Source organism: Verminephrobacter aporrectodeae subsp. tuberculatae At4, from assembly GCF_000193225.1.
In the GTDB taxonomy this organism is placed as follows: domain Bacteria; phylum Pseudomonadota; class Gammaproteobacteria; order Burkholderiales; family Burkholderiaceae_C; genus Acidovorax; species Acidovorax aporrectodeae.
In genome coordinates, this window is the sequence record NZ_AFAL01000415.1 from 1 (window position 1) to 20,802 (window position 20,802).

Annotated in this window: 18 protein-coding genes and 2 rRNA genes; 2 read left to right on the forward strand and 18 right to left on the reverse strand. The window is 60.9% G+C overall.

Features of this window, described 5'->3' with window-relative positions:
* Positions 1 to 93: 93 nt before the first annotated feature.
* Positions 94 to 735 carry a response regulator gene (locus tag VTU_RS0112455; protein WP_010104634.1) on the forward strand — a complete coding sequence of 214 codons (642 nt, stop codon included), beginning with the start codon at positions 94 to 96 and terminating at the stop codon, positions 733 to 735.
* Positions 736 to 810: 75 nt separating this feature from the next.
* Here VTU_RS0112455 and VTU_RS0112460 read toward each other — a convergent pair whose 3' ends face one another.
* From VTU_RS0112460 to VTU_RS0112510, 11 genes are all read right to left on the reverse strand, one after another.
* Positions 811 to 1,905: an NAD(P)-dependent oxidoreductase gene (locus VTU_RS0112460; RefSeq protein ID WP_236610730.1), complete on the reverse strand. Its 1,095-nt coding sequence runs from the start codon at positions 1,903 to 1,905 to the stop codon at positions 811 to 813.
* Positions 1,823 to 3,886 (reverse strand): nuclease-related domain-containing protein, encoded by a 2,064-nt coding sequence (locus tag VTU_RS27100; RefSeq protein ID WP_138927874.1) that lies wholly within the window; start codon positions 3,884 to 3,886, stop codon positions 1,823 to 1,825. Before VTU_RS27100 ends, VTU_RS0112460 begins: the two co-directional genes overlap by 83 nt.
* A 224-nt stretch (positions 3,887 to 4,110) precedes the next feature.
* Positions 4,111 to 4,635 (reverse strand): PD-(D/E)XK nuclease family protein, encoded by a 525-nt coding sequence (locus tag VTU_RS0112470; RefSeq protein ID WP_010104639.1) that lies wholly within the window; start codon positions 4,633 to 4,635, stop codon positions 4,111 to 4,113.
* A complete protein-coding gene (locus VTU_RS0112475) occupies positions 4,632 to 5,024 on the reverse strand; it encodes a CFI-box-CTERM domain-containing protein (RefSeq protein ID WP_236610731.1) in 393 nt (130 codons plus the stop codon). Before VTU_RS0112475 ends, VTU_RS0112470 begins: the two co-directional genes overlap by 4 nt.
* A gap of 54 nt (positions 5,025 to 5,078) precedes the next feature.
* Positions 5,079 to 5,249, reverse strand: a complete 171-nt coding sequence (locus VTU_RS33605; RefSeq protein ID WP_169315395.1) for a hypothetical protein — start codon at positions 5,247 to 5,249, stop codon at positions 5,079 to 5,081.
* A gap of 12 nt (positions 5,250 to 5,261) precedes the next feature.
* Positions 5,262 to 5,687: a nucleotidyl transferase AbiEii/AbiGii toxin family protein gene (locus VTU_RS31560; protein WP_081479813.1), complete on the reverse strand. Its 426-nt coding sequence runs from the start codon at positions 5,685 to 5,687 to the stop codon at positions 5,262 to 5,264.
* A complete protein-coding gene (locus VTU_RS31565; RefSeq protein WP_010104642.1) occupies positions 5,680 to 6,609 on the reverse strand; it encodes a type IV toxin-antitoxin system AbiEi family antitoxin domain-containing protein in 930 nt (309 codons plus the stop codon). Before VTU_RS31565 ends, VTU_RS31560 begins: the two co-directional genes overlap by 8 nt.
* 522 nt (positions 6,610 to 7,131) lie before the next feature.
* Positions 7,132 to 7,611 carry an RES family NAD+ phosphorylase gene (locus VTU_RS0112495; protein ID WP_010104646.1) on the reverse strand — a complete coding sequence of 160 codons (480 nt, stop codon included), beginning with the start codon at positions 7,609 to 7,611 and terminating at the stop codon, positions 7,132 to 7,134.
* A complete protein-coding gene (locus tag VTU_RS0112500; RefSeq protein WP_138927875.1) occupies positions 7,608 to 8,147 on the reverse strand; it encodes an Xre family toxin-antitoxin system antitoxin in 540 nt (179 codons plus the stop codon). The genes VTU_RS0112495 and VTU_RS0112500 overlap by 4 nt, the downstream gene beginning before the upstream one ends.
* A 137-nt stretch (positions 8,148 to 8,284) precedes the next feature.
* Entirely contained in the window at positions 8,285 to 8,776 is a 492-nt protein-coding gene (locus tag VTU_RS0112505; protein ID WP_010104648.1) for a dihydrofolate reductase, read from the reverse strand.
* 12 nt (positions 8,777 to 8,788) lie between these two features.
* Positions 8,789 to 9,643 (reverse strand): thymidylate synthase, encoded by an 855-nt coding sequence (locus tag VTU_RS0112510; RefSeq protein ID WP_040892760.1) that lies wholly within the window; start codon positions 9,641 to 9,643, stop codon positions 8,789 to 8,791.
* 327 nt (positions 9,644 to 9,970) lie between these two features.
* On the opposite strand from VTU_RS0112510, the gene VTU_RS0112515 reads away from it, so the two are divergent.
* Positions 9,971 to 11,296 carry an MFS transporter gene (locus VTU_RS0112515; RefSeq protein ID WP_010104651.1) on the forward strand — a complete coding sequence of 442 codons (1,326 nt, stop codon included), beginning with the start codon at positions 9,971 to 9,973 and terminating at the stop codon, positions 11,294 to 11,296.
* Between the two features lie 41 nt (positions 11,297 to 11,337).
* Here VTU_RS0112515 and mnmH read toward each other — a convergent pair whose 3' ends face one another.
* The 7 genes from mnmH to VTU_RS0112550 all read right to left on the reverse strand — a co-directional run bounded on the left by mnmH (position 11,338) and on the right by VTU_RS0112550 (position 20,775).
* Positions 11,338 to 12,468: a tRNA 2-selenouridine(34) synthase MnmH gene (gene mnmH, locus VTU_RS0112520; RefSeq protein WP_010104653.1), complete on the reverse strand. Its 1,131-nt coding sequence runs from the start codon at positions 12,466 to 12,468 to the stop codon at positions 11,338 to 11,340.
* Positions 12,468 to 13,502: a selenide, water dikinase SelD gene (gene selD, locus VTU_RS0112525; RefSeq protein WP_010104656.1), complete on the reverse strand. Its 1,035-nt coding sequence runs from the start codon at positions 13,500 to 13,502 to the stop codon at positions 12,468 to 12,470. Before selD ends, mnmH begins: the two co-directional genes overlap by 1 nt.
* Positions 13,503 to 13,641: 139 nt before the next feature.
* On the reverse strand, positions 13,642 to 15,129 hold the full coding sequence (gene rng, locus VTU_RS0112530) for a ribonuclease G (RefSeq protein WP_010104658.1): 1,488 nt from the start codon (positions 15,127 to 15,129) through the stop codon (positions 13,642 to 13,644).
* A gap of 24 nt (positions 15,130 to 15,153) precedes the next feature.
* Entirely contained in the window at positions 15,154 to 15,768 is a 615-nt protein-coding gene (locus VTU_RS0112535; RefSeq protein WP_010104661.1) for a Maf family protein, read from the reverse strand.
* A 45-nt stretch (positions 15,769 to 15,813) separates the two neighbouring features.
* Complete coding sequence (gshA, locus tag VTU_RS0112540; RefSeq protein ID WP_010104663.1) at positions 15,814 to 17,343, reverse strand: glutamate--cysteine ligase; 1,530 nt, start codon at positions 17,341 to 17,343, stop codon at positions 15,814 to 15,816.
* A gap of 303 nt (positions 17,344 to 17,646) precedes the next feature.
* Positions 17,647 to 17,759, reverse strand: a 5S ribosomal RNA gene (gene rrf / locus VTU_RS0112545).
* 133 nt (positions 17,760 to 17,892) lie between these two features.
* Positions 17,893 to 20,775, reverse strand: a 23S ribosomal RNA gene (locus VTU_RS0112550).
* Positions 20,776 to 20,802: the final 27 nt, after the last annotated feature.

Genomic DNA, 20,802 nt, shown 5'->3' on the forward strand with positions numbered 1-20,802 from the left:
CGAAAGCCTGGGCGGCGCGCTGCGCCTCGAAGCCGCCATTGCCAGCGGTGCCCGGCTGACGGTGCGCCTGCCCGCGGGCGCGGTGCAGGAGCCATGAGCCAGGCCGCGATCCGGGTGATGCTGGTCGACGACCACGCGCTCGTGCGCATGGGTTTTCGCATGCTGCTGGCCGACGCGCAGATCGACGTGGTCACCGAGGCCGACACCGGCGAACAGGCCTGCCAGGATTACCCGCGGGTGCAGCCCGACGTGGTGGTGCTGGACCTGTCGATGCCCGGCATGGGCGGTCTGGAGGCGTTGCGCCGCCTGCTCGCGCACGACCCGAGGGCACGCGTGCTGGCGCTCTCGGCGCACGAGGACACGGTCCACCCGCGCCGCGTGCTGCGCGCCGGCGCCCTGGGCTACCTGGCCAAGCGCAGCGCGCCCGAGGCGCTGATCGCCGCGGTGAAAGCGGTGGCGCGCGGCGAACGCTACATCGACGCCGGTATCGCGCAGGCGCTCGCGGCAGCGCAGATCGAGGGCGACGCGAACCCGGCCGAACTGCTCAGCGAGCGCGAGTTCTCGGTCTTCATCCAACTCGCGCGCGGCATGAGCGTGGCGCAGATCGCCGCCACGCTGAACCTCTCGATCAGCACGGTGGGCTCGCATCTGTACCGCGTGAAGCAAAAGCTCGGAGCGACAAATCAGGCCGAACTGACTTGGATTGCCCTGCGCTGGGGGCTGATCCAGGTGTAGTGCGCGGCCCTGCAGAAATGCAATCGATGCATCCGCGGGGGCAGGACACCACGGGTTGGCACGCGCCGCCGGGTTTTACGTCAGATGGCTGGCGGCCATGTCTTTGTCACCGTGTCCCTGGGCCAGGGCGCGTTCGAAGCGCTGCAGGCCGGCGATGGCGACGTCGGCCTTGATTCCAGTTTGGCGCGCGGCTTCAGCAATGAGCCGGCTGTCCTTCACGGCGTTGTCCACGCTGAAACTGGGCATGTAGTTGTTGGACAGCATGGCCGCCCCCTTGAGCTGAAAGTACGCGCAGTCCATCGGCCCGCCGCTGACCACGTCCATGACGTGCGCCGGATCCACACCCAGCCCCTTGGCCAGCGCCAAGCTTTCGGCCAAGCCATGGGTCAGTGCGAAGGCCCAATGGTTCAGCGCCAGTTTCAGGCGGCTGCTCTGCCCGGCATGCTCGGATACCCACAGCGTGCGCTTGCCGATGGCGTCGAACAACGGCTGCACCGCCGCGCGCTGCGCGAGCGGACCAGAGGCCAGAATCACCAACTGGGCCAGTTCAGCCGGTTGGCGAGTACCTTGCACCGGCGCATCGTAGTACACCAGCTGCTGCCGGGCAGCAAGGCCAGCCAACTGCTCAGCCGCGACCATCCCGACGGTGCTCAATTGCAGCCAAATGGCGTCCGGCGCAAAGTGACCGCTGCCTGCGGCCATGACAGAGGCGACGCCATCTCCATCTTTCAGCACGGTCACGATGTGGCTGGCTTGGCTGACCGCTTCGGCCACGCTCGTGCATACCTGCAGATTCTGTCCGGCAATCGCCTGTGCCTTGGCAGGGGTACGGTTCCACACTTTGACCTTGAAGCCCTTGGCAGAGAGGTTGCGCGCCACTGGCGCACCAATGAAGCCGGTACCCAGTACGGCGATAACGGTCTGATTGCTCATGTCGTTCTCCTTGGAAGTTGGAATGATGATTCCAGGAGTCGTACGATACCACCGGATGGGGGTCAAACCCAGAGCGCGTTCGAAGCGCTGCAGGCCGGCGATGGCGACAGGTGCGGCCGGCGGCCGGCCGAGCCAATCGGGCATCTGAAGATCGCTATTTAGATGGCTTTTCCATAGCCTTTGTCCGCAAGTCCATCGCATCGCTTTGCTCCCATGGAAAATCCAAGTTAATTCCAAACCGCAAAGCTTGATCGCGCGGACGCAGGCAAACGCCAAACCAAGTCTGAGCGTGCTCGGTGTACTTTCTGGCGTAACAATGATTCTGTAATCTGGGGCGAGCAATTTCGATCAGATCATCGTTGCAGTGGATGGTGAGACCAGTTCTTCCTCGATCAGTACCGTGTGTGGAGTGGTTCTTCCCATCGGCTATGGCTCGCTCAGTAATCAGATCGATGATAGCGCTGATGTCATTGACTGTATCTTCGCTAAGCGTCAGCAGCATAAATCCGAGATCAACGATGGCGGGGTCAGATCTTGCCTCGATGGCTTTGAGCATACGTCCCAAGGTAGTCGCGGGAAACCACGTCAGGATGCCATCCGGTGTATCCTTTCCGGGAATACCTTCGCGCCGAACAAGCATTGCCTTGTCGAGGTCAGCGGAAATATCATCATGGAGGTTGAGCATGATGTACTCGTCATCCAACCACAGATTCTGCTTGAGGTGATGCGACAGGACAGTCAGTTCGTCCGATGCTAGAATTTTGTCTGGGTAGCCGGTCCGGCGATCAACGTAGCTCAGCAGGTGGAGCGGTGAGCTAAGCATTTCGGTCATCGCGTCGAGCGTGAAAACATTCATGACGAAGGGTGGAGAAATTTTCGCCGTCGGCGTGTACTTCAAGAATTGAAGCACTTGGAAGCTAAGCGCTGGATAGTGATCAGAAATCAGGCACAGGATGTATATGCGCTTGAGATCTCTTGGTAACGACACGATATTACCGGAAGCATCCTTGAACAAGCATTTTCCATCCTCCATAAGCTGTGCGCAATGGTATGCCTGATCGCTCGAGTCCTGGATACTTTTTTTGAAATCGTCACGAATCTTCAAGTCATTTCCACTCCGAGCTTCAAGTGTCAGGCGCTTTGATTTCGCTTGTAATATGAGCGCACGATTTCCGAACAACACCAGAACATCAATCTCACCGAGTTTGGTGCCCTTCGATTCGAAGATGTCGATGTTGGACAGTACATTTTTCTCCCCAAAGACCTGCGATAAGCGTTTGGCAGCGAACTGTTCGGTAAACAAACCTCGATTTCGCATTGCGGTACTGACATAGTTCTTATCATCAATCATCCAGTAGAACGGCGCTTCGTACAGTGCCTCGGCCAAGCTGCATATGTGGAAGAGAAGGTATTTTCCGTCGGGTGTAAAAATAAGTGGGTGGGCATTGGAAATATTGAAGTCGAGTAGTGCCTTGAATTGCTCATTGCGCGCGCTCTGTGGTACCGCAAAAGCCACCAAAATTCGCTCCACAATTGCTAGATCCATGTGTGCGTAGTCTGCGATTTCTTGCGCTGTGAATGTATTTCCGGGTAGAAACATCCCAGCATTTTCGAGAGCTTTTCGCAATGCTTGAAGCATCGGGCCTGATTTCTCATCTCGCAGTCGAGAAATTGCATAGACAACGTTGCGAGCAGCTTGAATGGAGAATCCCTTGTTCTCGACTAGCCACTGATCATCACGTCCATATTTGGCTGTTGAAAAGTCACGATACTGGAAGCCATAGGCGGATTCAGCACCGTAAAAGATAGGCTCTCGCAGAACAGCACCGCTGGTGAAGGGGTTGAAATCCTTGTCTGCAAGCTTCTTTGGATCAAGGCCATCCGAGATAGATGCAGACATCGCATCATGAATCTGTACGAGCAGGGAATCGGTCGTTTCGACATATTCTTCTAAAATCTGCGGTGTGGGTATGTTGTAGTCGATGTCGTGCTTGATCATCAATCCAATGAGGACTGATATCTCTGTTCGGATGAGTTGTTTCCCAGAGTAGAGGTGCTGCATGTCCTCCGTCTTCATCTCTCCGGAGTACGAAATCATGGTGTCGCGCAAGCAAAGATAGGAAATTGCATGCACGTAACCGGGCGAAATGCAGATGCTTGCCAGTTTATCAAAGAGTTCTTGCACGGTTCTCATTGGTAAAACAACTTTTTCCATCATTGCAGATATCCATTTCTGTTAGATAAAATAAGATAATCGGAGAAATGGGATTTTATTCTTTCCGATTCGTGTTGAAACCGACTGCTGGCGGGTAGGTCGCCTTCAGCCTGTTCGTAAATCCACCCTGAGCACGGGAGTGGCTGATGGGTGTTGTGAGGTTGATGCATTGTTCACCAGCGTATTCACGATCCCGAAATCGGTGGTCACATTCGCCAAAATACGCACTACACATGGCAAGCAGCCCGGTGACCACAGGTGTTGCATTTGCGTCCGCGGCTCTTTCGGGGCATGGTCCGCAACTCAATCAGGTCGAGATAGCGGCCCATCAGTCCCTCACAGTAGGCGTCGTCTCGCAGGTCCACCCGGATCGCATGGCGTTTGCCAGTCTTCCGGTTGTTGATGGCGACATAGCCGAACGGCGCGGTGTGCATGCCGTTCCTGCGCAGCAACCAGCCCTGGAGGGAGAGTTGGGCGATATCGGTATCGAAGACCCGATGATCGTCCCGATTCTTGTTCTCAAGAGGGACATGCAACCCCGAGGGAAGCCGGCACACTTGGTCGGGTCGGCCGACAAGGCTATCGCCCGTACAGGGGTAGTTGGCCAGCAGATTTTTCTCGACGAGTACGATCTTTCCAGCCTTCAGTTCGTCAGGCAGCCAGTTCTGGGTGAAGCCGCGCCAGACCATGAAGATCCACGCGGCCAACGGGATGGCCATGCTGAAAAGAATGAAACTGGTCAGACTGGTCATTGATGCATTCCCAGCCAGCGTAGCAGCCGATCAAGCACCACGCGCACGGTGCCGGCCACGAACTGGCTGCAGGAGAGGATCGGCAGCAACCGGGGGGATATGGCGTAGTAGGCGCGCACGAGCGCCCGGCCGTGCCTGTTGGGCGTCAGCACGCGGTCCCGCCAATCGCGCAGGAAGTCCGTTTCGGGTGCATCAGAGCCGTAGATGGCGGTGGCGATGAAGCAGCGGCGATCTATCGCCACGCGTGTGTGCCCCTCTGCCTGGAAGCGCAGATGCTCGAAGGTGCCCGCAGCAGCCTTGGCGTGCACCTGCGGCGGTTGTGCTTCTCCGCGCTTGGCGTCGAAGACGGCTTTCTGCTCACAGTAGACCGTCGCCACAATGTCGGTCACGGTGTGGTGCTTCCGCTTGGTCTGCCCCTGCATGTCCAGTCCAGTCCGATTTGCTCAAGCAGATTTAAAAATAATGTCCAAATCATGAGCTTCAAAGTTTTTCCGGGAATTTTCCATATCCTCCGGAAGCAGCGCGCGCACTGAGATTGCCGGAAAGAACAATTCTTTAAGCTGCAAGGGTGAACTTCTCATTGCTCCATCCATTTTGATTTGCCGATTCAACATTCTTCATCACCTTCATGAATGTTTGCTCAATTCACGCGGGTTGCTTTGCTTGGCGTAACCAATGCTCAGGTTTAACGTCGGAAAATTGGCGCCTGGTTTTTTTGGACGTATTATGCTCCTCTGACGCATGCACATCACGTCATAGGTGAATCGATCATTTGCCAAGATCAATTGTTCATCCAACTTATTCAGCAAGATAGTCTCATTCCCTATTGCATAGGGAGCGCGTGTTGAAAAGTCTATGTCCCTGGTGAATCTGCTGCTGTCGTAGCGAATGGCCATCAGCATGCCGCCCTTCATGATCATCTTGGTGCTCAACTCCATCGAAGTGCTGATGGCATGCAAAATGGTGTGTACTGCCTCTCTGAAATGACGATTTCCATTTGGAGCACGCTCCACCCACGCAGGCAAGTCCAGAGATTCAATGGCATCACCCATCTTCGTTTTCCGGTAAGGTCAGCGAAGGGACGTTAATGGACAACATCCACCGCTCTGAATACCTTGGGGCATACTCACATTCCGGGTCCAATTTTCTGGACCCGCCACGCTTGGCAAACTGTTGCCAGCTTGTCATTTCCGGCGGGTTGAGTTTGCACACCTCCGAAAGTAAATAACCAATGCGTATTTTATCAATGGGTTTCCCATGTCTGTCAACTTCATCCACGATGAGTTTGAGGTATTTCTTGGCTTCACGCCGATAAATGTCTATGACATGTTGTATGCCGCCACAAAATATTGGTTCACGCAACATGTCGAGAAATACACGACCAATAGTTGCCACACGCAATCTGGAGCCTGATACCAAGCGAAATGCACCCCATTGCGTGCGCTCGCAAAACTGGATTGACGTGCGGCCAATTTTTGATATCTTGGGCTGTGTCATCCGTGGTAGCCCGGAGTTTTCATAAGTGCTTACCAGATGACCAAGGTCTTTTGCGGTTCGCGCTGCAGCCTGTCTTCTCCACTCGGATGCAGACGGTCTGGTCATATACAGGATCTGTGGAAATCGATCCGTCAGTCCATAATATTCCATGGCGCTCAGGTGGGAAACATAGGAAAATGGATCGAGGCTGCACACCACATCAGCTGGTACTGCACTCGATCTACCAAAAATAAAATATGCCTTTGGTACAACATGATTCATGGGAGTCAACAAATGCATCGCCAACAAGGATTGAAGCACATCCTGAAAGGCTTTCTTTGGATCCAAATCTTGCACGTCATTGAGCAAGGAATATACATGCATGGCAAGCTCATAGGTTGTGATTGCCGCTGCAGACGTTGAAGCCAGGGAATTGGCAAGTTTGGCGACAAGTCTGCCGATGGGGTCGGTGTTTGAATTTATTTGCGTTGATTCCATGGGGGGCCTAGATCCAGTGGCATAACCTATTTATCACCGCCTTACACTGTGTCCTTAGGACACAGTGTAAGGCGGTGATAAGAGCTTGTCAACAGGCCACTGGCATGGCGGGCCCATACACCATGCGCTGAACTGGCGGCACTGGGTGGCCACCACGCGGGTGGACTTGATGGGGGTGATCGCAGGTCGCTTGCAGCCGCAGCGCGGCGCTGATGAGGGGCGCGGGGACGAAGAGCCGGGCTGCAAAAGAAGATGCCGGCCGCGAACGCCGGCAGGAGTCTCACCCCATGGAACTTCGCGCGGTGGTACCGCGTTGCTGCCGGCTCATGGTCAGAGCAAGCGATGCGGATGTAGCGCTTGCACCAGGCCGTCGATGCTTCTCACGCTGACGATCAAAGCGAGCAAGGTGGTGGCCATTGCCACCAGGCCGGCTTTCACTCCGAACAGGACGGCGACCACCCGATCGGAGCGGAAGGTTGGTCAGAGACCACGCCTCGATCCGGGAGAGCCGCATGCGGCTTGTCATGCCAGCAGCCGCTGGTCGTAGAACCAAGGCCTTTCCTTGATGGCCTTGATCGCTGCGGCATTGGCGTGCAACGGATTGATCAGCACGTTGTATTCCTCGGGCACGATCACGGAAGGCACGGTCAACAGCGTCGTCGAAGCCGTCGCGAGCCAAGTGTCACCCACATCAAGCGATGCCTTGCCTTCCGGAGTCGCGTTCCAGCCCGGCGGGAGGTCAGCAGGCATGAGCCTTCGGCGCGCTTCCCACAACTGGTCGGGGACTTCAATCCGCACCAAGAACCGGTGCATGGGGAGATCGCTCGCATCCAGATGAACCACGGTCTCCAGGCACGCCAGCGCTACCGTCAAAGAGGTATAGACCACCGGTCGGCCCGGCCGATTCCAGCGCCCACCGGTCTTCTGCGCACCCTTTCCGCTGAGGTCATGGGCTTTGTATTCCTTGGTGTCTGTGGCGATGCGCCACAGCACCGTCGTCACGAGTACGCCCCGCTTTGCATTCTGGCGACCAGTTGGGACACCAACCTCTGGCCTTCGGGCGTGTCCATCAGTTCGGCGGGCCGCTGACCACCGAGCGCGGGCAGTGGCCGCTCCAGCCAGCGCGCAACCCACTCGGCCGCGTTGAAGCCTTTCGGGTCGCCCGATTCCTCGATCATCGCTTGCACTTGGCCCAACAGGCGTGCCATGCCCAGCACCTTTGAACTCTCATCTGCGGACAGCGGCTTGTTCTCGCGCGCCTTGCGATCGACGGTGGCGCGGGCCAGGCCCAGTATGGCGACCAGTTTTTCCTTGGACATCACCATTCGTTTGGCGAGTACGTCGACCGCCGTAGCCGGAACACCAAGCTTGACGATGCGCACACACTCCATCGCATCCGCATGAAACGCCTGCTGGAAGTTGGTGGCAATTGCTGCCGCGCTCCTTGCGGTGGTCGGAGCTTTGGCCGCTGGCTGGATCGCTTTGCGAGCCGTGGTCCGGGCAGCAGGACGGTGCGAAGTGGGGATGGTTTTGGGCATGGATTTACCCTTTGAGCGGATATTATCGCTTGAATGAGGAGCTCAGTGCAGTGGCTTGCAAAGACGAACCTTGTCCAACGGGGGTATGCGTCTGAAGGGGCGACTCCAGGCCCCCAGCGAGGGTGGGGTGATCGTAACTACGATGCGCGCGCATAGGTCACGAAACTGAAGCGCAGTCCATCGCTGCTGGTCTGGCGACTGCGCCGGGTCTCGACCCATGCGGCGTCCAGCGTGGGGGCGTGGGCGTCGCCGTCGAAGTCCTGGTCGATCTCGGTCACCTCCACGCAGTCGGCCAGCGGCAGGGCTTCGGCATAGATCTGCGCGCCGCCGATCACCCAGGCGATCTGGCGCGCGTCGCACAGCGCAATGGCTTCGTGCAGGCTGGCCGCGCGCTGCGCGCCTGCCGCGTGCCAGCCGCTGTTGCGCGTCAGCACGATGTTGCTGCGGCCCGGCAGCGGGCGCGCGTGCGGCGGCAGCGAGTCCCAGGTCTTGCGCCCCATGATCACGGCGCAGCCCTGCGTGAGCTGCTTGAAATGCGCCAGATCCTGCGGCAGATGCCAGGGCAGGCGGTTGTCCTTGCCGATGACGCCGTTCGCGGCGCGGGCGTAGATGAGGTGCAGCGGGGGCATGGGGCCTTGCGTTCAGACGGCCACGGGCGCCTTGATCACCGGGTGGCACTGGTAGTCCAGCACCTGGAAGTCTTCGTACCGGTAGTCGAAGATGCTTTCCGGCCGGCGCGCGATTTGCAGCACCGGGTAAGGGTAGGGGATGCGCGCCAGCTGCGTGCGCACCTGCTCGTGGTGGTTGCTGTATATATGGCAGTCGCCGCCCGTCCAGATGAACTCGCCCGGGTCCAGGTCGCACTGCTGGGCGACCATATGCGTCAGCAGCGCGTAGCTGGCGATGTTGAAGGGCAGACCCAGAAAGATGTCCGCGCTGCGCTGGTAGAGCTGGCAGCTCAACGCGCCGCGCCCGCCCGGCGCCTGCGCCGGAGCCACGTAGAACTGGAACAGGGCGTGGCAGGGCATGAGCGCCATCTTGCCGAGCTCGGCCACGTTCCAGGCGCTGACGACGATACGGCGCGAATCGGGGTTGCTCCTGAGCGTCTCGATGACTTGGCTGATCTGGTCCACGTGCCCGCCATCCGGCGTCGGCCAGCTGCGCCATTGCACGCCGTACACCGGACCCAGTTCGCCGTCCGCGCGCGCCCATTCGTCCCAGATGCTGACGCCGCGCTCCTTGAGCCAGCGGTTGTTGCTCGAACCCGTGAGGAACCACAGCAGTTCCTGAATGATCGACGGCAGGTGCAGCTTCTTGGTGGTGACCAGCGGAAAGCCATCGCGCAGGTCAAAGCGCATCTGGTGGCCGAATACGCTTTTCGTTCCGGTGCCGGTGCGGTCCGGCTTGTCCACGCCGTGCGTGAACACATGGCGCATGAAGTCCTCGTACTGGGAGCGCACGGGGCGGGCTGTGGCAAGGGCAGGGGGCTGGTTCATGGAGCAAGAGGGGCCACCGCGGATGGTATTCGAGCGTGGCGTCGCCGCGGGATTCTATGCGGCCCGGTGGAGGTGACGGGCTGCGCTTTGTTGACGCGGGTTTCGCCATGCGTGGCCCCGAGCGGCCGTGCCCCATGCCATGGCCGATCGGCGGCAGGGCCCTGTGCTTTCCTGTTTGCCTGTGTGGACGAGTGATACCGATTTGGAATGGGTATCGCCAATGTCTTGATTGGAATCGTCGAGGGATCGCCTCTACAGTGCCCCGACCGATCAGCACAACAACCACCATCGACGCCGCCGCAGGTGTCGCAGAACCGGAGACAAGACATGGCCCATACCCGGCGTCCCTTGCTGGAGCCGACACTCGAGTCCGTGACGGCCAAGGCGGTCGCGCGCCTGCTGCCCTTCCTGCTGCTGATGTACGTGCTGGCCTTTCTGGACCGCGCCAACATCGGCTTTGCAAAGAAAGCCTTCCAGCTCGATACCGGCCTGTCGGATGCGATGTTCGCGTTTGGCGCAGGCCTGTTCTTCATTGGCTACGCGCTGTTCGAGGTGCCGAGCAACCTCGTCATGCACCGCGTCGGCGCGCGCGCCTGGATGTGCCGCATCATGGTCACCTGGGGGCTGATCTCGGCGGCGCTGATGTTTGCGCGCAGCGAGACATCGTTCTATCTGCTGCGCTTTCTGCTCGGGGTCGCCGAGGCCGGGTTCTTCCCCGGCGTGATCTACTACCTGACGCAGTGGTTCCCTGCCGGCGCGCGCACCCGTGTGATCGGGCTGTTCTACTTCGGCGCGCCGCTGGCCTTCATTTTCGGCAGCCCGCTGTCGGGTCTGCTGCTGGACATGCATGGCCTGCTGGGCCTCAAGGGCTGGGAGTGGCTGTTCCTGGTCGAAGGGCTGATGGCCTCGGCCGTCGGCATCTGGGCCTGGTGGTACCTGGACAATGCGCCGCGCGATGCCCTCTGGCTGACGCCGCGAGAGCGCACGATGCTGAGCGCCGCAATCGCCAGCGAACAGCGCCTCAAGGAGGCTCGGGGGCCAGCCACCGTGCGCGACGCGCTGTTCGACGGCCACGTGCTGTTCATGGCGCTGATCTACTTCCTGATCCAGCTCAGCGTCTATGGCCTGGTTTTCTACCTGCCGACGCAGGTCGCCGCGTTGCTGGGCAAGAAGGTCGGTCTGGAAGTCGGCCTGGTGACTGCCATTCCATGGATCTGCGCGTTGGTCGCGGCCTACGGGGTGCCGCGCATGGCCGAACGCAGCGGCCGCCACGCCACGCTGGCCCTGGTGACGATGCTGGTTTGCGCGCTGGGCATCGCGGTGTCGGTGAACGCCGGGTCGCCGCGGGTCGCCCTGGTCGCACTGTGCTTTGCTGCGGCGGGCTTCATTGCCGTGCAGCCGCTGTTCTGGACCTTCCCGACCCGCTACCTCGGCGGTGCGGCCGCCGCCGGCGGCATTGCGCTGATCAACTCGATGGGCGCGCTCGGCGGCTTTGTCGCGCCCAACCTCAGGACCTGGGCCGAGCAGGCTTTCGCCTCGTCGGGCGCCGGCCTGAACCTGCTCGCCGGCACCACCGTTGTCTGCGCGCTGCTGTTCATCGGCCTGCACAGTGGGCGCGGCACCGGGGCCAAGGCCCGCGCTTCCCGGTTGTGAAAAGCCCATCCCCATCGAGGGCGCGCGTGCGGGCAACGCGGTCACGCTGGAGATCCGGCTGGCTGTAGAGGTCGGGCGGAACCGGCACGCAGATAGTCCAGCACCGCCCGAGCATCCCCTTCGAACGCGATGCGCCCGGACCGGCTTTGGCGCTGGAAGGTGTACATCGGGTCGTAGTAGTCGCGCATCAGCGCCGCGATCCAGCTGCGGTGCAGCGCGACGTCGCCGCAGGCCTGCTGCTGCGCCAGCGCCGCCTGCATGGTCTTGCGCAGTTGCTGGTACCGCTCGCCGCCGAGCCGTTTGGCCAGCCTGTCCAGGCCTTGCTGCAAGCGGGTGGCGAACGTCTCAAAGCCCGGGGCCGGGCCATGGGCTGCGATATGGTCGGCGCAGGGCCCGAGCACGTAGTCGCGCACGATGCGCTCGACCCGCGCGTCAAAACCGTCCTCCAGACACACGATGCGCGCGTGCTCCAGGCGCTGGCGCAGCGCCAGCGGCACCGCGCATCGGCCCACGTGCCGGCCCTCGTCTTCGAGCACGAACAGCGGTCGTCCCTGCTGCGCCCGCTTTTTCAGGATGTCGATGGCCAGCCGGTGCTCGAAGTCGATCTGGCCGGGCTGGCCACTGAGGCGCTGGCCGAAGCTGGAGCCGCGGTGGTTGGCGTGCCCTTCGAGGTCAATGCCATGGGTCAGCTGCGCGATCAGCTCGGTCTTGCCGACTCCCGTCAGGCCGCTGAGCAAAACAAAATCGCATTCCTGCGACGCGGCCTGCAGGGTCTCGGTCAGGAACAGGCGCAGCGCCTTGTAGCCCCCGGGAACGCGGGGGTAGGCGATGCCGGCCTCGCTGGCCAGCCACTGCTGGGCGATCTGCGAGCGCAGCCCGCCCCGAAAGCAATACAGCAGGCCCGCCGGATGGGCTTGGGCAAACGCCGCCCAGGCTGCGATGCGCGCATGCTTCATGGGGCCGGACACCAGGTGCTGCCCCAGCGCAATCGCTGCCGACTGGCCCTGTTGCCGGTAGCAGATGCCCACCTGGTGCCGCTCGGCGTCGTTCATCAGAGGGTGATTCTGTGCGCCGGGGAAGGCGCCCTGCGCAAACTCGACCGGCGCGCGCACGTCCATCAGCGGCACATCGTGCAGGAAGATATGCCGGTAGTCGCAGTGGTCTTCGTGCATCAGAGCAGCACCACGGCAAGGGCCTGCCGCACCGTCAGGTGGCCGATGGGCGCCAGCGCCAACCCCAGTTCCAGCGCCAACGCCAGAAACTCCTGCTCGCCCTCCGGGGCCACGGCGACCAACAGGCCACCGCTGGTCTGGGGGTCGCACAGCAGCTGCTTTTGCACCTCGGTCAAAGGGGCCACCTTGGCGCCATAGCTGTCGAAGTTGCGTTGCGTGCCGCCGGGAACGCAGCCCTGGGCCAGGTAGTCATCGACCCCCGGCAACCGGGGCACGGCGGCGGCGTCGAGCACGGCGCTCAGGCCGCTGCCTTCGGCCATCTCGAGCAGATGCCCGAGCAGACCGAAGCCCGTGACGTCGGTCATCGCGCGCACGCCGGCGAGCCGGCCAAAGCGGCTGCCGGGCTGGTTCAGCGTGCACATCAGGTCGCGTGCCACCCCCCGGTCTTGCGCACGCAGCCGGGACTGCTTTTCGGCCGTGGTCAGGATGCCGATTCCCAGCGGCTTGGTCAGGTACAGCCGGCAGCCGGCCGTGGCGGTGTCGTTGCGCTTGAGGTGGCGCTTGTCGACGAGGCCCGTCACGGCCAGGCCAAAAATCGGTTCCGGCGTATCGATGGAATGCCCGCCCGCGAGCGCAATTCCGGCCGCAGCGCAGGCCGCACGGCCACCGCGCAGCACCTCGCGCGCGACTTCGGGCGGCAGGACGTTCACGGGCCAGCCCAGGATGGCGATCGCGAGCAAGGGGTCGGCGCCCATCGCATAGATGTCGCTGATGGCGTTGGTGGCGGCGATGCGCCCGAAGTCGTAGGGGTCGTCGACGATGGGCATGAAGAAGTCGGTCGTCGACACCACCGCGCGCGCGTCATCGAGCGCATACACGGCGGCATCATCGCGCGAGGCATTGCCCACCCATAGCCGGGGGTCGGGATGTTGCGCTCCGCTGTCGGCCAGAATCACCTCCAGCACCTGGGGGCTGATCTTGCAGCCACAGCCGGCGCCATGGCTGTAGCGGGTCAGGCGGATGGGGTCGGGCAAGGGGGGTTTCGGGGACATGCCGGCGAGTTTCGCACGGCGCGCCGCTTGCGGCTACGGGCGACCGCACCCCGCGCCTGACCGGGTCCCCAAGGCAGCGCCCGGGAACGGGGTCCGGGCTGGCTCGTTGCGGCTTGGGCGCCTACAGCAGAACGATGTCGTACTGCTCCTGCCCCAGCGCACTTCCGGCCTGCAACGAAATGGGTTTGCCGATGAAGTCGCTAAGCCCGGCCAGATGCTGGCTTTCCTCGTCCAGAAAAAGCTCCACCACCTGCGCCGAGGCCAGCACCCGGAACTCGCGCGGGTTGAACTGGCGGGCCTCGCGCAGGATCTCGCGCAGGATGTCGTAGCACAGGCTGCGCGCGGTCTTCACGCTGCCTTTTCCCTGGCAGGCGGGGCAGGGCTCGCACAGCATGTGCGCGAGCGATTCGCGGGTGCGCTTGCGCGTCATCTCCACCAGGCCCAGTTGCGAGAAGCCGCCCGCCATGGTCTTCACGCGGTCGCGCACGAGCTGTCTGCGGAACTCGGCGAGCACTGCCTCCTGGTGGGCGCTTTGCGCCATGTCGATGAAGTCCACGATGATGACCCCGCCCAGGTTGCGCAGGCGCAGCTGGCGCGCTATGGCGCCTGCGGCTTCCAGGTTGGTCTTGAAGACGGTGTCGTCGAAGTTGCGCACGCCCACGAAGCCGCCCGTGTTCACGTCGATCGTGGTCAGGGCCTCGGTCTGGTCCACGATGAGGTAGCCGCCGGACTTCAGATCCACCCGCCGGCCCAGCGCCTTGGCGATCTCCTCGTCGATGGAATACAGGTCGAAGATCGGCCGCTCGCCCCTGTAGTGCTGCAACTTGCCCGCGGCTGCGGGCATGAATTCCTGCCCGAACATGCGCAGGCGCTGGAATTGCTCCAGGGAGTCGATCCGGATGCCCTGCGTGTGCTCGCCCACCAGATCGCGCAGCACGCGCTGCAGCAGGTCCAGGTCCTGGTGCAGCAGCGACATGGCCGGCAGCCTGAGCGCTGCCTGCCTGATGCGCGCCCAGGTCTTGCGCAGGTAGGCGATGTCCTCGGCCAGTTCGGCGTCGCTCGAGTCCTCGCCATTGGTGCGCAGGATGAAGCCGCCGCCACCGCCCGTGGACCTGTCGCCCACCAGCGCCTGCAGCCGCGCACGCAGTGCGTCGCGCTCGGCGCCGGGGATTTTCTGCGACACGCCCACATGCTCGTCCTGCGGCAGAAACACCAGCAGGCGGCCGGCGATGCTGATCTGCGTGGACAGGCGTGCACCCTTGTTGCCGATGGGGTCCTTGATGACCTGCACCATCAGCGCCTGGCCTTCGAACACCTGTTTTTCGATCGGCCGCTGCGGCTCGCCCTTGCGTGCCAATGCGGGCGCTTCGCCGTCGGGCTGGCGCTGCCACACGTCAGCCACGTGCAAGAAGGCCGCGCGCTCGAGCCCGATGTCGATAAACGCCGACTGCATTCCCGGCAGCACACGCGAAATCCGACCCAGGTACACATTGCCCACCAGCCCCCGCTCGAGCGGGCGTTCGATGTGCAGTTCCTGCACCGCGCCGTGCTCGATCACGGCCACACGGGTTTCCTGCGGCGACCAGTTGATCAGAATGTCTTGTTGCATGGCGTACGGCATGGGTTCTTGGGGTCAGGGCAGCAGGCCCGCCGCGCGCAGCAGCTGCGCGGTCTCGTACATGGGCAGGCCCATGATGCCCGAATAACTCCCCGTGAGGGACTGAACGTACGCCGCCATCCGCCCCTGTATGCCATAGGCTCCGGCCTTGCCCAGCGGCTCGCCCGTGGCCACGTAGGCGGCGATCTGGGCGGGCGTCATGTCGGCAAAACGCACATGCGACACCGACAGGGCCGCAAGGCGCCGGGGCCCCCGCTGCAATGCCACGGCGCTGAGCACCCGGTGCCTGCGCCCGGCCAGTTCGCCCAGCATGCGGGCTGCGTGCGCCGCATCGTCCGGTTTGCCATAGATGGTGCGGCCCAGGGCCACCGTCGTATCCGCGCAGAGGATGGGCGCGTCGGGCAGCCCCCTGCGTGCGCGGCGGACGATTGCCGCATCGAGTTTGCGACCCGTGACGCGCTCCACGTAGCGGGCGGGCGCTTCGCCAGGCAGCAGCGCTTCGAGGGCCTCGGCGTCCTCCGCCTCGTCCCCCGCGGCATTCGGCAGCAGCAGTTCGTATCGCACGCCCAGCTGATCGAGAAGCTGGCTCCGGCGCGGGCTCTGGGAAGCAAGATAGATGAAGTCGGGCATGGACGGATTTTGCCGGCTCTGCCCACGGCAGCGGGCCGCTGCGGGTCAGCCGCCCAGCCCCTGGACCGCCATGTACTGCGCGCGCCAGGCCTCGAACGGCAGCGTGTCGGCGGCTTCGATGGCCTTTTGCTCGGCCATCGATGCGTCCGCCAACGCCAGGTAACGGGCCTGCTGCCGGGCCGTCCACGGGAGCGCGAGCAGCGCGTCGCGCGCCCGGATGGACTGCTGGCGGGCGAAGGCGTCAAAGCTGTTGCCATGCCCCTGCACGATGCACTCGAGCACGCGGGCCGACGGCGTGCTGTCGGGCGCGGCCATGAGCGCGCGCGCAGCGCGCAGCGCAGCGCCGTGCTCGCCGCTGCCGTGGGCAGCGTCCAGCGCTGTGGCCAGGGGCTCACAGGCCGCCAGCACCTCGGCGCCCCAGTCGGTCAGCAGCACGTCCTGGCCATTGCGCTGCAGGCGCAGGCCGATCTCGCGCCCGCGCTCGGCCACAAGCTGCTGGTTGTGCTGGAGCTCGGCAATCTCGGTGGGCGTGTCGGGCGGGCTGTCGGACAGCAGGCAATGCAGCAGGAACACGTCCAGCAGGCGCATGGTGGACGCCGTGATTCCCACGGGAACGAATGGGTCCAGGTCCATCAGGCGCACCTCGACATATTCCACCCCGCGCTCGCGCAGCGCGTGCAAAGGGCGTTCGCCCGTGCGCACGGTGCGCTTGGGGCGGATGGTGCCGTAGAACTCGTTTTCTATCTGCAGCAGGCTGGTGCCCAACTGGTTGTAATCGCCGCCGGGGTTGCGCACGCCCACGGCCTCGTAGGCCGGATACGGCCGGGTGAGCGCCTCGTGCAGCGAATCGGCGTAGCCCCGCAGGCCGTTGTAGCTCACGGCCAGCGTGGCCTGGGCAGCGCTCTGGTAGCCCAAGCGCCCCATGCGCAGCGAGGTGGCATGTGGCAGGTAGAGCGCGCCGCCGCCATCGAGCCGCTCAAGGCCATGCTCGCGGCCATTGACAAAGCACGGACACAGCGCGGGCGACGCGCCAAACAGGTATAGCAGCAGGAACGCGTGGCGGCGGAAATTGCGGATGAGCGCGAAATACTGCTCGCTGTCCACCCCCGGTAACGACCAGTTGTAATGGATCCCCGAGATGGTTTGCATGCGCCGGCCGTAGCGCAGGCCCAGGCCCATGCGGTACACGCTCTTGGCGCGACCGATGTGCGAGCTACCGTAGCGGGCCAGCGGAATGGTTTCGTCGGTGGGCAGCTTGCAGGGCATGCTCGAAGCCCATAGCAGTTCGCCACCGCTGCCATCCAGGGTGCGGTGTACGAACTGGTGCACCTCGGTCAGTTCGTCCAGGCATTGCTGCACGCCTTCGTGGGCGCCGGTGATCAATTCGAGCTGCGACTCGCTGTAGTCGGTAGTAATCAGCGGGTGCGTGAGCGCCGCCCCCAGGGCCAGCGGGTGCGGTGTGAGGGCCAGTCCCCCGGCGGGCAGCACACGCAGGCCCTCTTTTTCGATGCCACGGCGCATCCCCTTGAGGGTATCTGCCGGGTAGGCCGCGAGTCTGTCGTGCAAATTACGCATGTTGGCAATCCATCTCTTGTTGTTCTCCCGGAACTTAGCACGGAGCCGGCTGACGCGCCCGGACACAGGCCAAGTTCCTGAGTAGCCACCTGCCTGCTTTCATCATGGATTGTCCCTGTCAGCACTGGACAAGCATGTGAACAAGTTTCGACAAATCCTGTATGGCGGTTCCAAGTGCTTGATTCATAAAGGAAATCACGAGTCGCATATTTTTTGTGCATGGACAGCGGGGTGATGGCCGAAACAATTGCACAAAGACAAACCCCCCAGCCTTGTGGACTGGGGGGTTTGAGGGCTGTAATAGCCTGACGATGACCTACTTTCACACGGGAACCCGCACTATCATCGGCGCAAGGTCGTTTCACTGTCCTGTTCGGGATGGGAAGGAGTGGGACCAACCTGCTATGGTCATCAGGCATAACCGGGTGTCACCCTGGCTTCGCGTCAGGGCGACGCATTCATAGAGTCTGGAATCAGATTTTTTGTTTTGACTGCGTCCACATGGCATAACTATCCTGTCCTTGACGGCTCCGAGTCCATCAAAGTTATAGGGTCAAGCCGCACGAGCAATTAGTACAGGTTAGCTCAACGCATTGCTGCGCTTGCACACCCTGCCTATCAACGTCCTGGTCTTGAACGACTCTTCAGGGGGCTCAAGGCCCCGGCAGATCTCATCTTGAAACGAGTTTCCCGCTTAGATGCTTTCAGCGGTTATCTCTTCCACACTTGGCTACTCGGCCATGCCACTGGCGTGACAACCGATACACCAGAGGTGTGTCCACTCCGGTCCTCTCGTACTAGGAGCAGCATTCCTCAAATCTGCAACGCCCACGGAAGATAGGGACCAAACTGTCTCACGACGTTTTAAACCCAGCTCACGTACCTCTTTAAATGGCGAACAGCCATACCCTTGGGACCGGCTACAGCCCCAGGATGAGATGAGCCGACATCGAGGTGCCAAACACCGCCGTCGATATGAACTCTTGGGCGGTATCAGCCTGTTATCCCCAGAGTACCTTTTATCCGTTGAGCGATGGCCCTTCCATTCAGAACCACCGGATCACTATGTCCTGCTTTCGCACCTGCTCGACTTGTCAGTCTCGCAGTCAAGCACGCTTTTGCCATTGCACTATCGTCACGATTTCCGTCCGTAACTAGCGTACCTTCGAACTCCTCCGTTACGCTTTGGGAGGAGACCGCCCCAGTCAAACTGCCTACCATGCACTGTCCCCGATCCAGTTTCATGGACCAAGGTTAGAACCTCAAACACACCAGGGTGGTATTTCAACGTCGGCTCCATACAATCTGACGACTGCACTTCTTCGCCTCCCACCTATCCTACACAGATCTGTTCAAAGTCCAATACAAAGCTACAGTAAAGGTTCATGGGGTCTTTCCGTCTTTCCGCGGGGAGATTGCATCATCACAAACATTTCAACTTCGCTGAGTCTCAGGAGGAGACAGTGTGGCCATCGTTACGCCATTCGTGCAGGTCGGAACTTACCCGACAAGGAATTTCGCTACCTTAGGACCGTTATAGTTACGGCCGCCGTTTACTGGGACTTCAATCAAGAGCTTGCACCCCATCATTTAATCTTCCAGCACCGGGCAGGCGTCACACCCTATACTTCCACTTTCGTGTTTGCAGAGTGCTGTGTTTTTATTAAACAGTCGCAGCCACCGATTTTTTGCAACCCCTTCCGGCTCCCTCTGTTCGAGTTCACCTACTCAGGGCATACCTTCTCCCGAAGTTACGGTATCAATTTGCCGAGTTCCTTCTCCTGAGTTCTCTCAAGCGCCTTAGAATACTCATCTCGCGCACCTGTGTCGGTTTGCGGTACGGTCGCGTGTAGCTGGAGCTTAGTGGCTTTTCCTGGAAGCAGGGTATTACTCGCTTCGTCTGCTTGCAGACTCGTTATCACCCCTCATCTCAGCCCGGCGGATTTGCCTTCCGGGCACGACTACCGGCTTGAACCAACTCTTCCATCCGTTGGCCGAGCTAACCTTCTCCGTCCCCACATCGCACTACACTTCGGTACAGGAATGTTCACCTGTTTCCCATCAGCTACGCATCTCTGCCTCGCCTTAGGGGCCGACTCACTCTACGCCGATGAACGTTGCGTAGAAAACCTTGCGCTTACGGCGAGGGGGCTTTTCACCCCCTTTCACGCTACTCATGTCAGCATTCGCACTTCTGATACCTCCAGCATCCGTCTCCAGACACCTTCTCAGGCCTACAGAACGCTCTCCTACCACTTGCGATTCCTCGCAAATCCGCAGCTTCGGTAACTGGCTTGAGCCCCGTTACATCTTCCGCGCAGGACGACTCGATCAGTGAGCTGTTACGCTTTCTTTAAATGATGGCTGCTTCTAAGCCAACATCCTGACTGTCTTTGCCTTCCCACTTCGTTTCCCACTTAGCCAATTTTAGGGACCTTAGCTGGCGGTCTGGGTTGTTTCCCTCTTGAGTCCGGACGTTAGCACCCGGTGCTCTGTCTCCCAAGCTCTGCTCTGCGGTATTCGGAGTTTGCATAGGTTTGGTAAGTCGCCATGACCCCCTAGCCTAAACAGTGCTCTACCCCCGCAGCCAATACTTGAGGCACTACCTAAATAGTTTTCGGAGAGAACCAGCTATTTCCAAGTTTGATTAGCCTTTCACCCCTATCCACAGCTCATCCCCTAGTTTTGCAACACTAGTGGGTTCGGACCTCCAGTACCTGTTACGGCACCTTCATCCTGGCCATGGATAGATCACTTGGTTTCGGGTCTACACCCAGCGACTTCTTCGCCCTCTTCGGACTCGATTTCTCTTCGGCTTCCCTATTCGGTTAACCTTGCCACTGAATGTAAGTCGCTGACCCATTATACAAAAGGTACGCAGTCACCCCTTTCAGGGCTCCTACTTTTTGTAAGCATGCGGTTTCAGGATCTATTTCACTCCCCTCCCGGGGTTCTTTTCGCCTTTCCCTCACGGTACTTGTTCACTATCGGTCGATTACGAGTATTTAGCCTTGGAGGATGGTCCCCCCATCTTCAGACAGGATTTCTCGTGTCCCGCCCTACTTTTCTCCAGCTCAGTACCACACTCCAGTTTTCGTCTACAGGGCTATCACCTTCTATGGCCGGGCTTTCCATCCCGTTCTTCTAACTGTCTTGCTATCTCTGGAAGGCTCTTCCAATTTCGCTCGCCACTACTCTCGGAATCTCGGTTGATTTCTTTTCCTCGGGCTACTTAGATGTTTCAGTTCGCCCGGTTCGCCTCGCATGCCTATTTATTCAGCATGCGATACCTCTTTCAAGGTGGGTTTCCCCATTCAGATATCTCCGGATCTCAGCTCTTTTGCCAGCTCCCCGAAGCTTTTCGCAGGCTATCACGTCTTTCTTCGCCTGTAATCGCCAAGGCATCCACCACATGCTCTTAGTCACTTGACCCTATAACTTTGACGTCTCTTTCGAGCC

What these genes read in the sequence shown, in the direction of transcription:
- VTU_RS0112515 (WP_010104651.1), top strand. Translation starts at nt 9,971, where the DNA reads ATGGCCCATACCCGGCGTCCCTTGCTGGAGCCGACACTCGAGTCCGTG.
- VTU_RS0112500 (WP_138927875.1), bottom strand. Translation starts at nt 8,147, where the DNA reads ATGCCCAAAACCATCCCCACTTCGCACCGTCCTGCTGCCCGGACCACG.
- VTU_RS31565 (WP_010104642.1), bottom strand. Translation starts at nt 6,609, where the DNA reads ATGGAATCAACGCAAATAAATTCAAACACCGACCCCATCGGCAGACTT.
- VTU_RS0112535 (WP_010104661.1), bottom strand. Translation starts at nt 15,768, where the DNA reads ATGCCCGACTTCATCTATCTTGCTTCCCAGAGCCCGCGCCGGAGCCAG.
- VTU_RS0112470 (WP_010104639.1), bottom strand. Translation starts at nt 4,635, where the DNA reads ATGACCAGTCTGACCAGTTTCATTCTTTTCAGCATGGCCATCCCGTTG.
- VTU_RS27100 (WP_138927874.1), bottom strand. Translation starts at nt 3,886, where the DNA reads ATGATGGAAAAAGTTGTTTTACCAATGAGAACCGTGCAAGAACTCTTT.
- VTU_RS33605 (WP_169315395.1), bottom strand. Translation starts at nt 5,249, where the DNA reads ATGTTGAATCGGCAAATCAAAATGGATGGAGCAATGAGAAGTTCACCC.
- VTU_RS0112510 (WP_040892760.1), bottom strand. Translation starts at nt 9,643, where the DNA reads ATGAACCAGCCCCCTGCCCTTGCCACAGCCCGCCCCGTGCGCTCCCAG.
- VTU_RS0112455 (WP_010104634.1), top strand. Translation starts at nt 94, where the DNA reads ATGAGCCAGGCCGCGATCCGGGTGATGCTGGTCGACGACCACGCGCTC.
- gshA (WP_010104663.1), bottom strand. Translation starts at nt 17,343, where the DNA reads ATGCGTAATTTGCACGACAGACTCGCGGCCTACCCGGCAGATACCCTC.
- rng (WP_010104658.1), bottom strand. Translation starts at nt 15,129, where the DNA reads ATGCAACAAGACATTCTGATCAACTGGTCGCCGCAGGAAACCCGTGTG.
- mnmH (WP_010104653.1), bottom strand. Translation starts at nt 12,468, where the DNA reads ATGCACGAAGACCACTGCGACTACCGGCATATCTTCCTGCACGATGTG.
- VTU_RS31560 (WP_081479813.1), bottom strand. Translation starts at nt 5,687, where the DNA reads ATGGGTGATGCCATTGAATCTCTGGACTTGCCTGCGTGGGTGGAGCGT.
- VTU_RS0112505 (WP_010104648.1), bottom strand. Translation starts at nt 8,776, where the DNA reads ATGCCCCCGCTGCACCTCATCTACGCCCGCGCCGCGAACGGCGTCATC.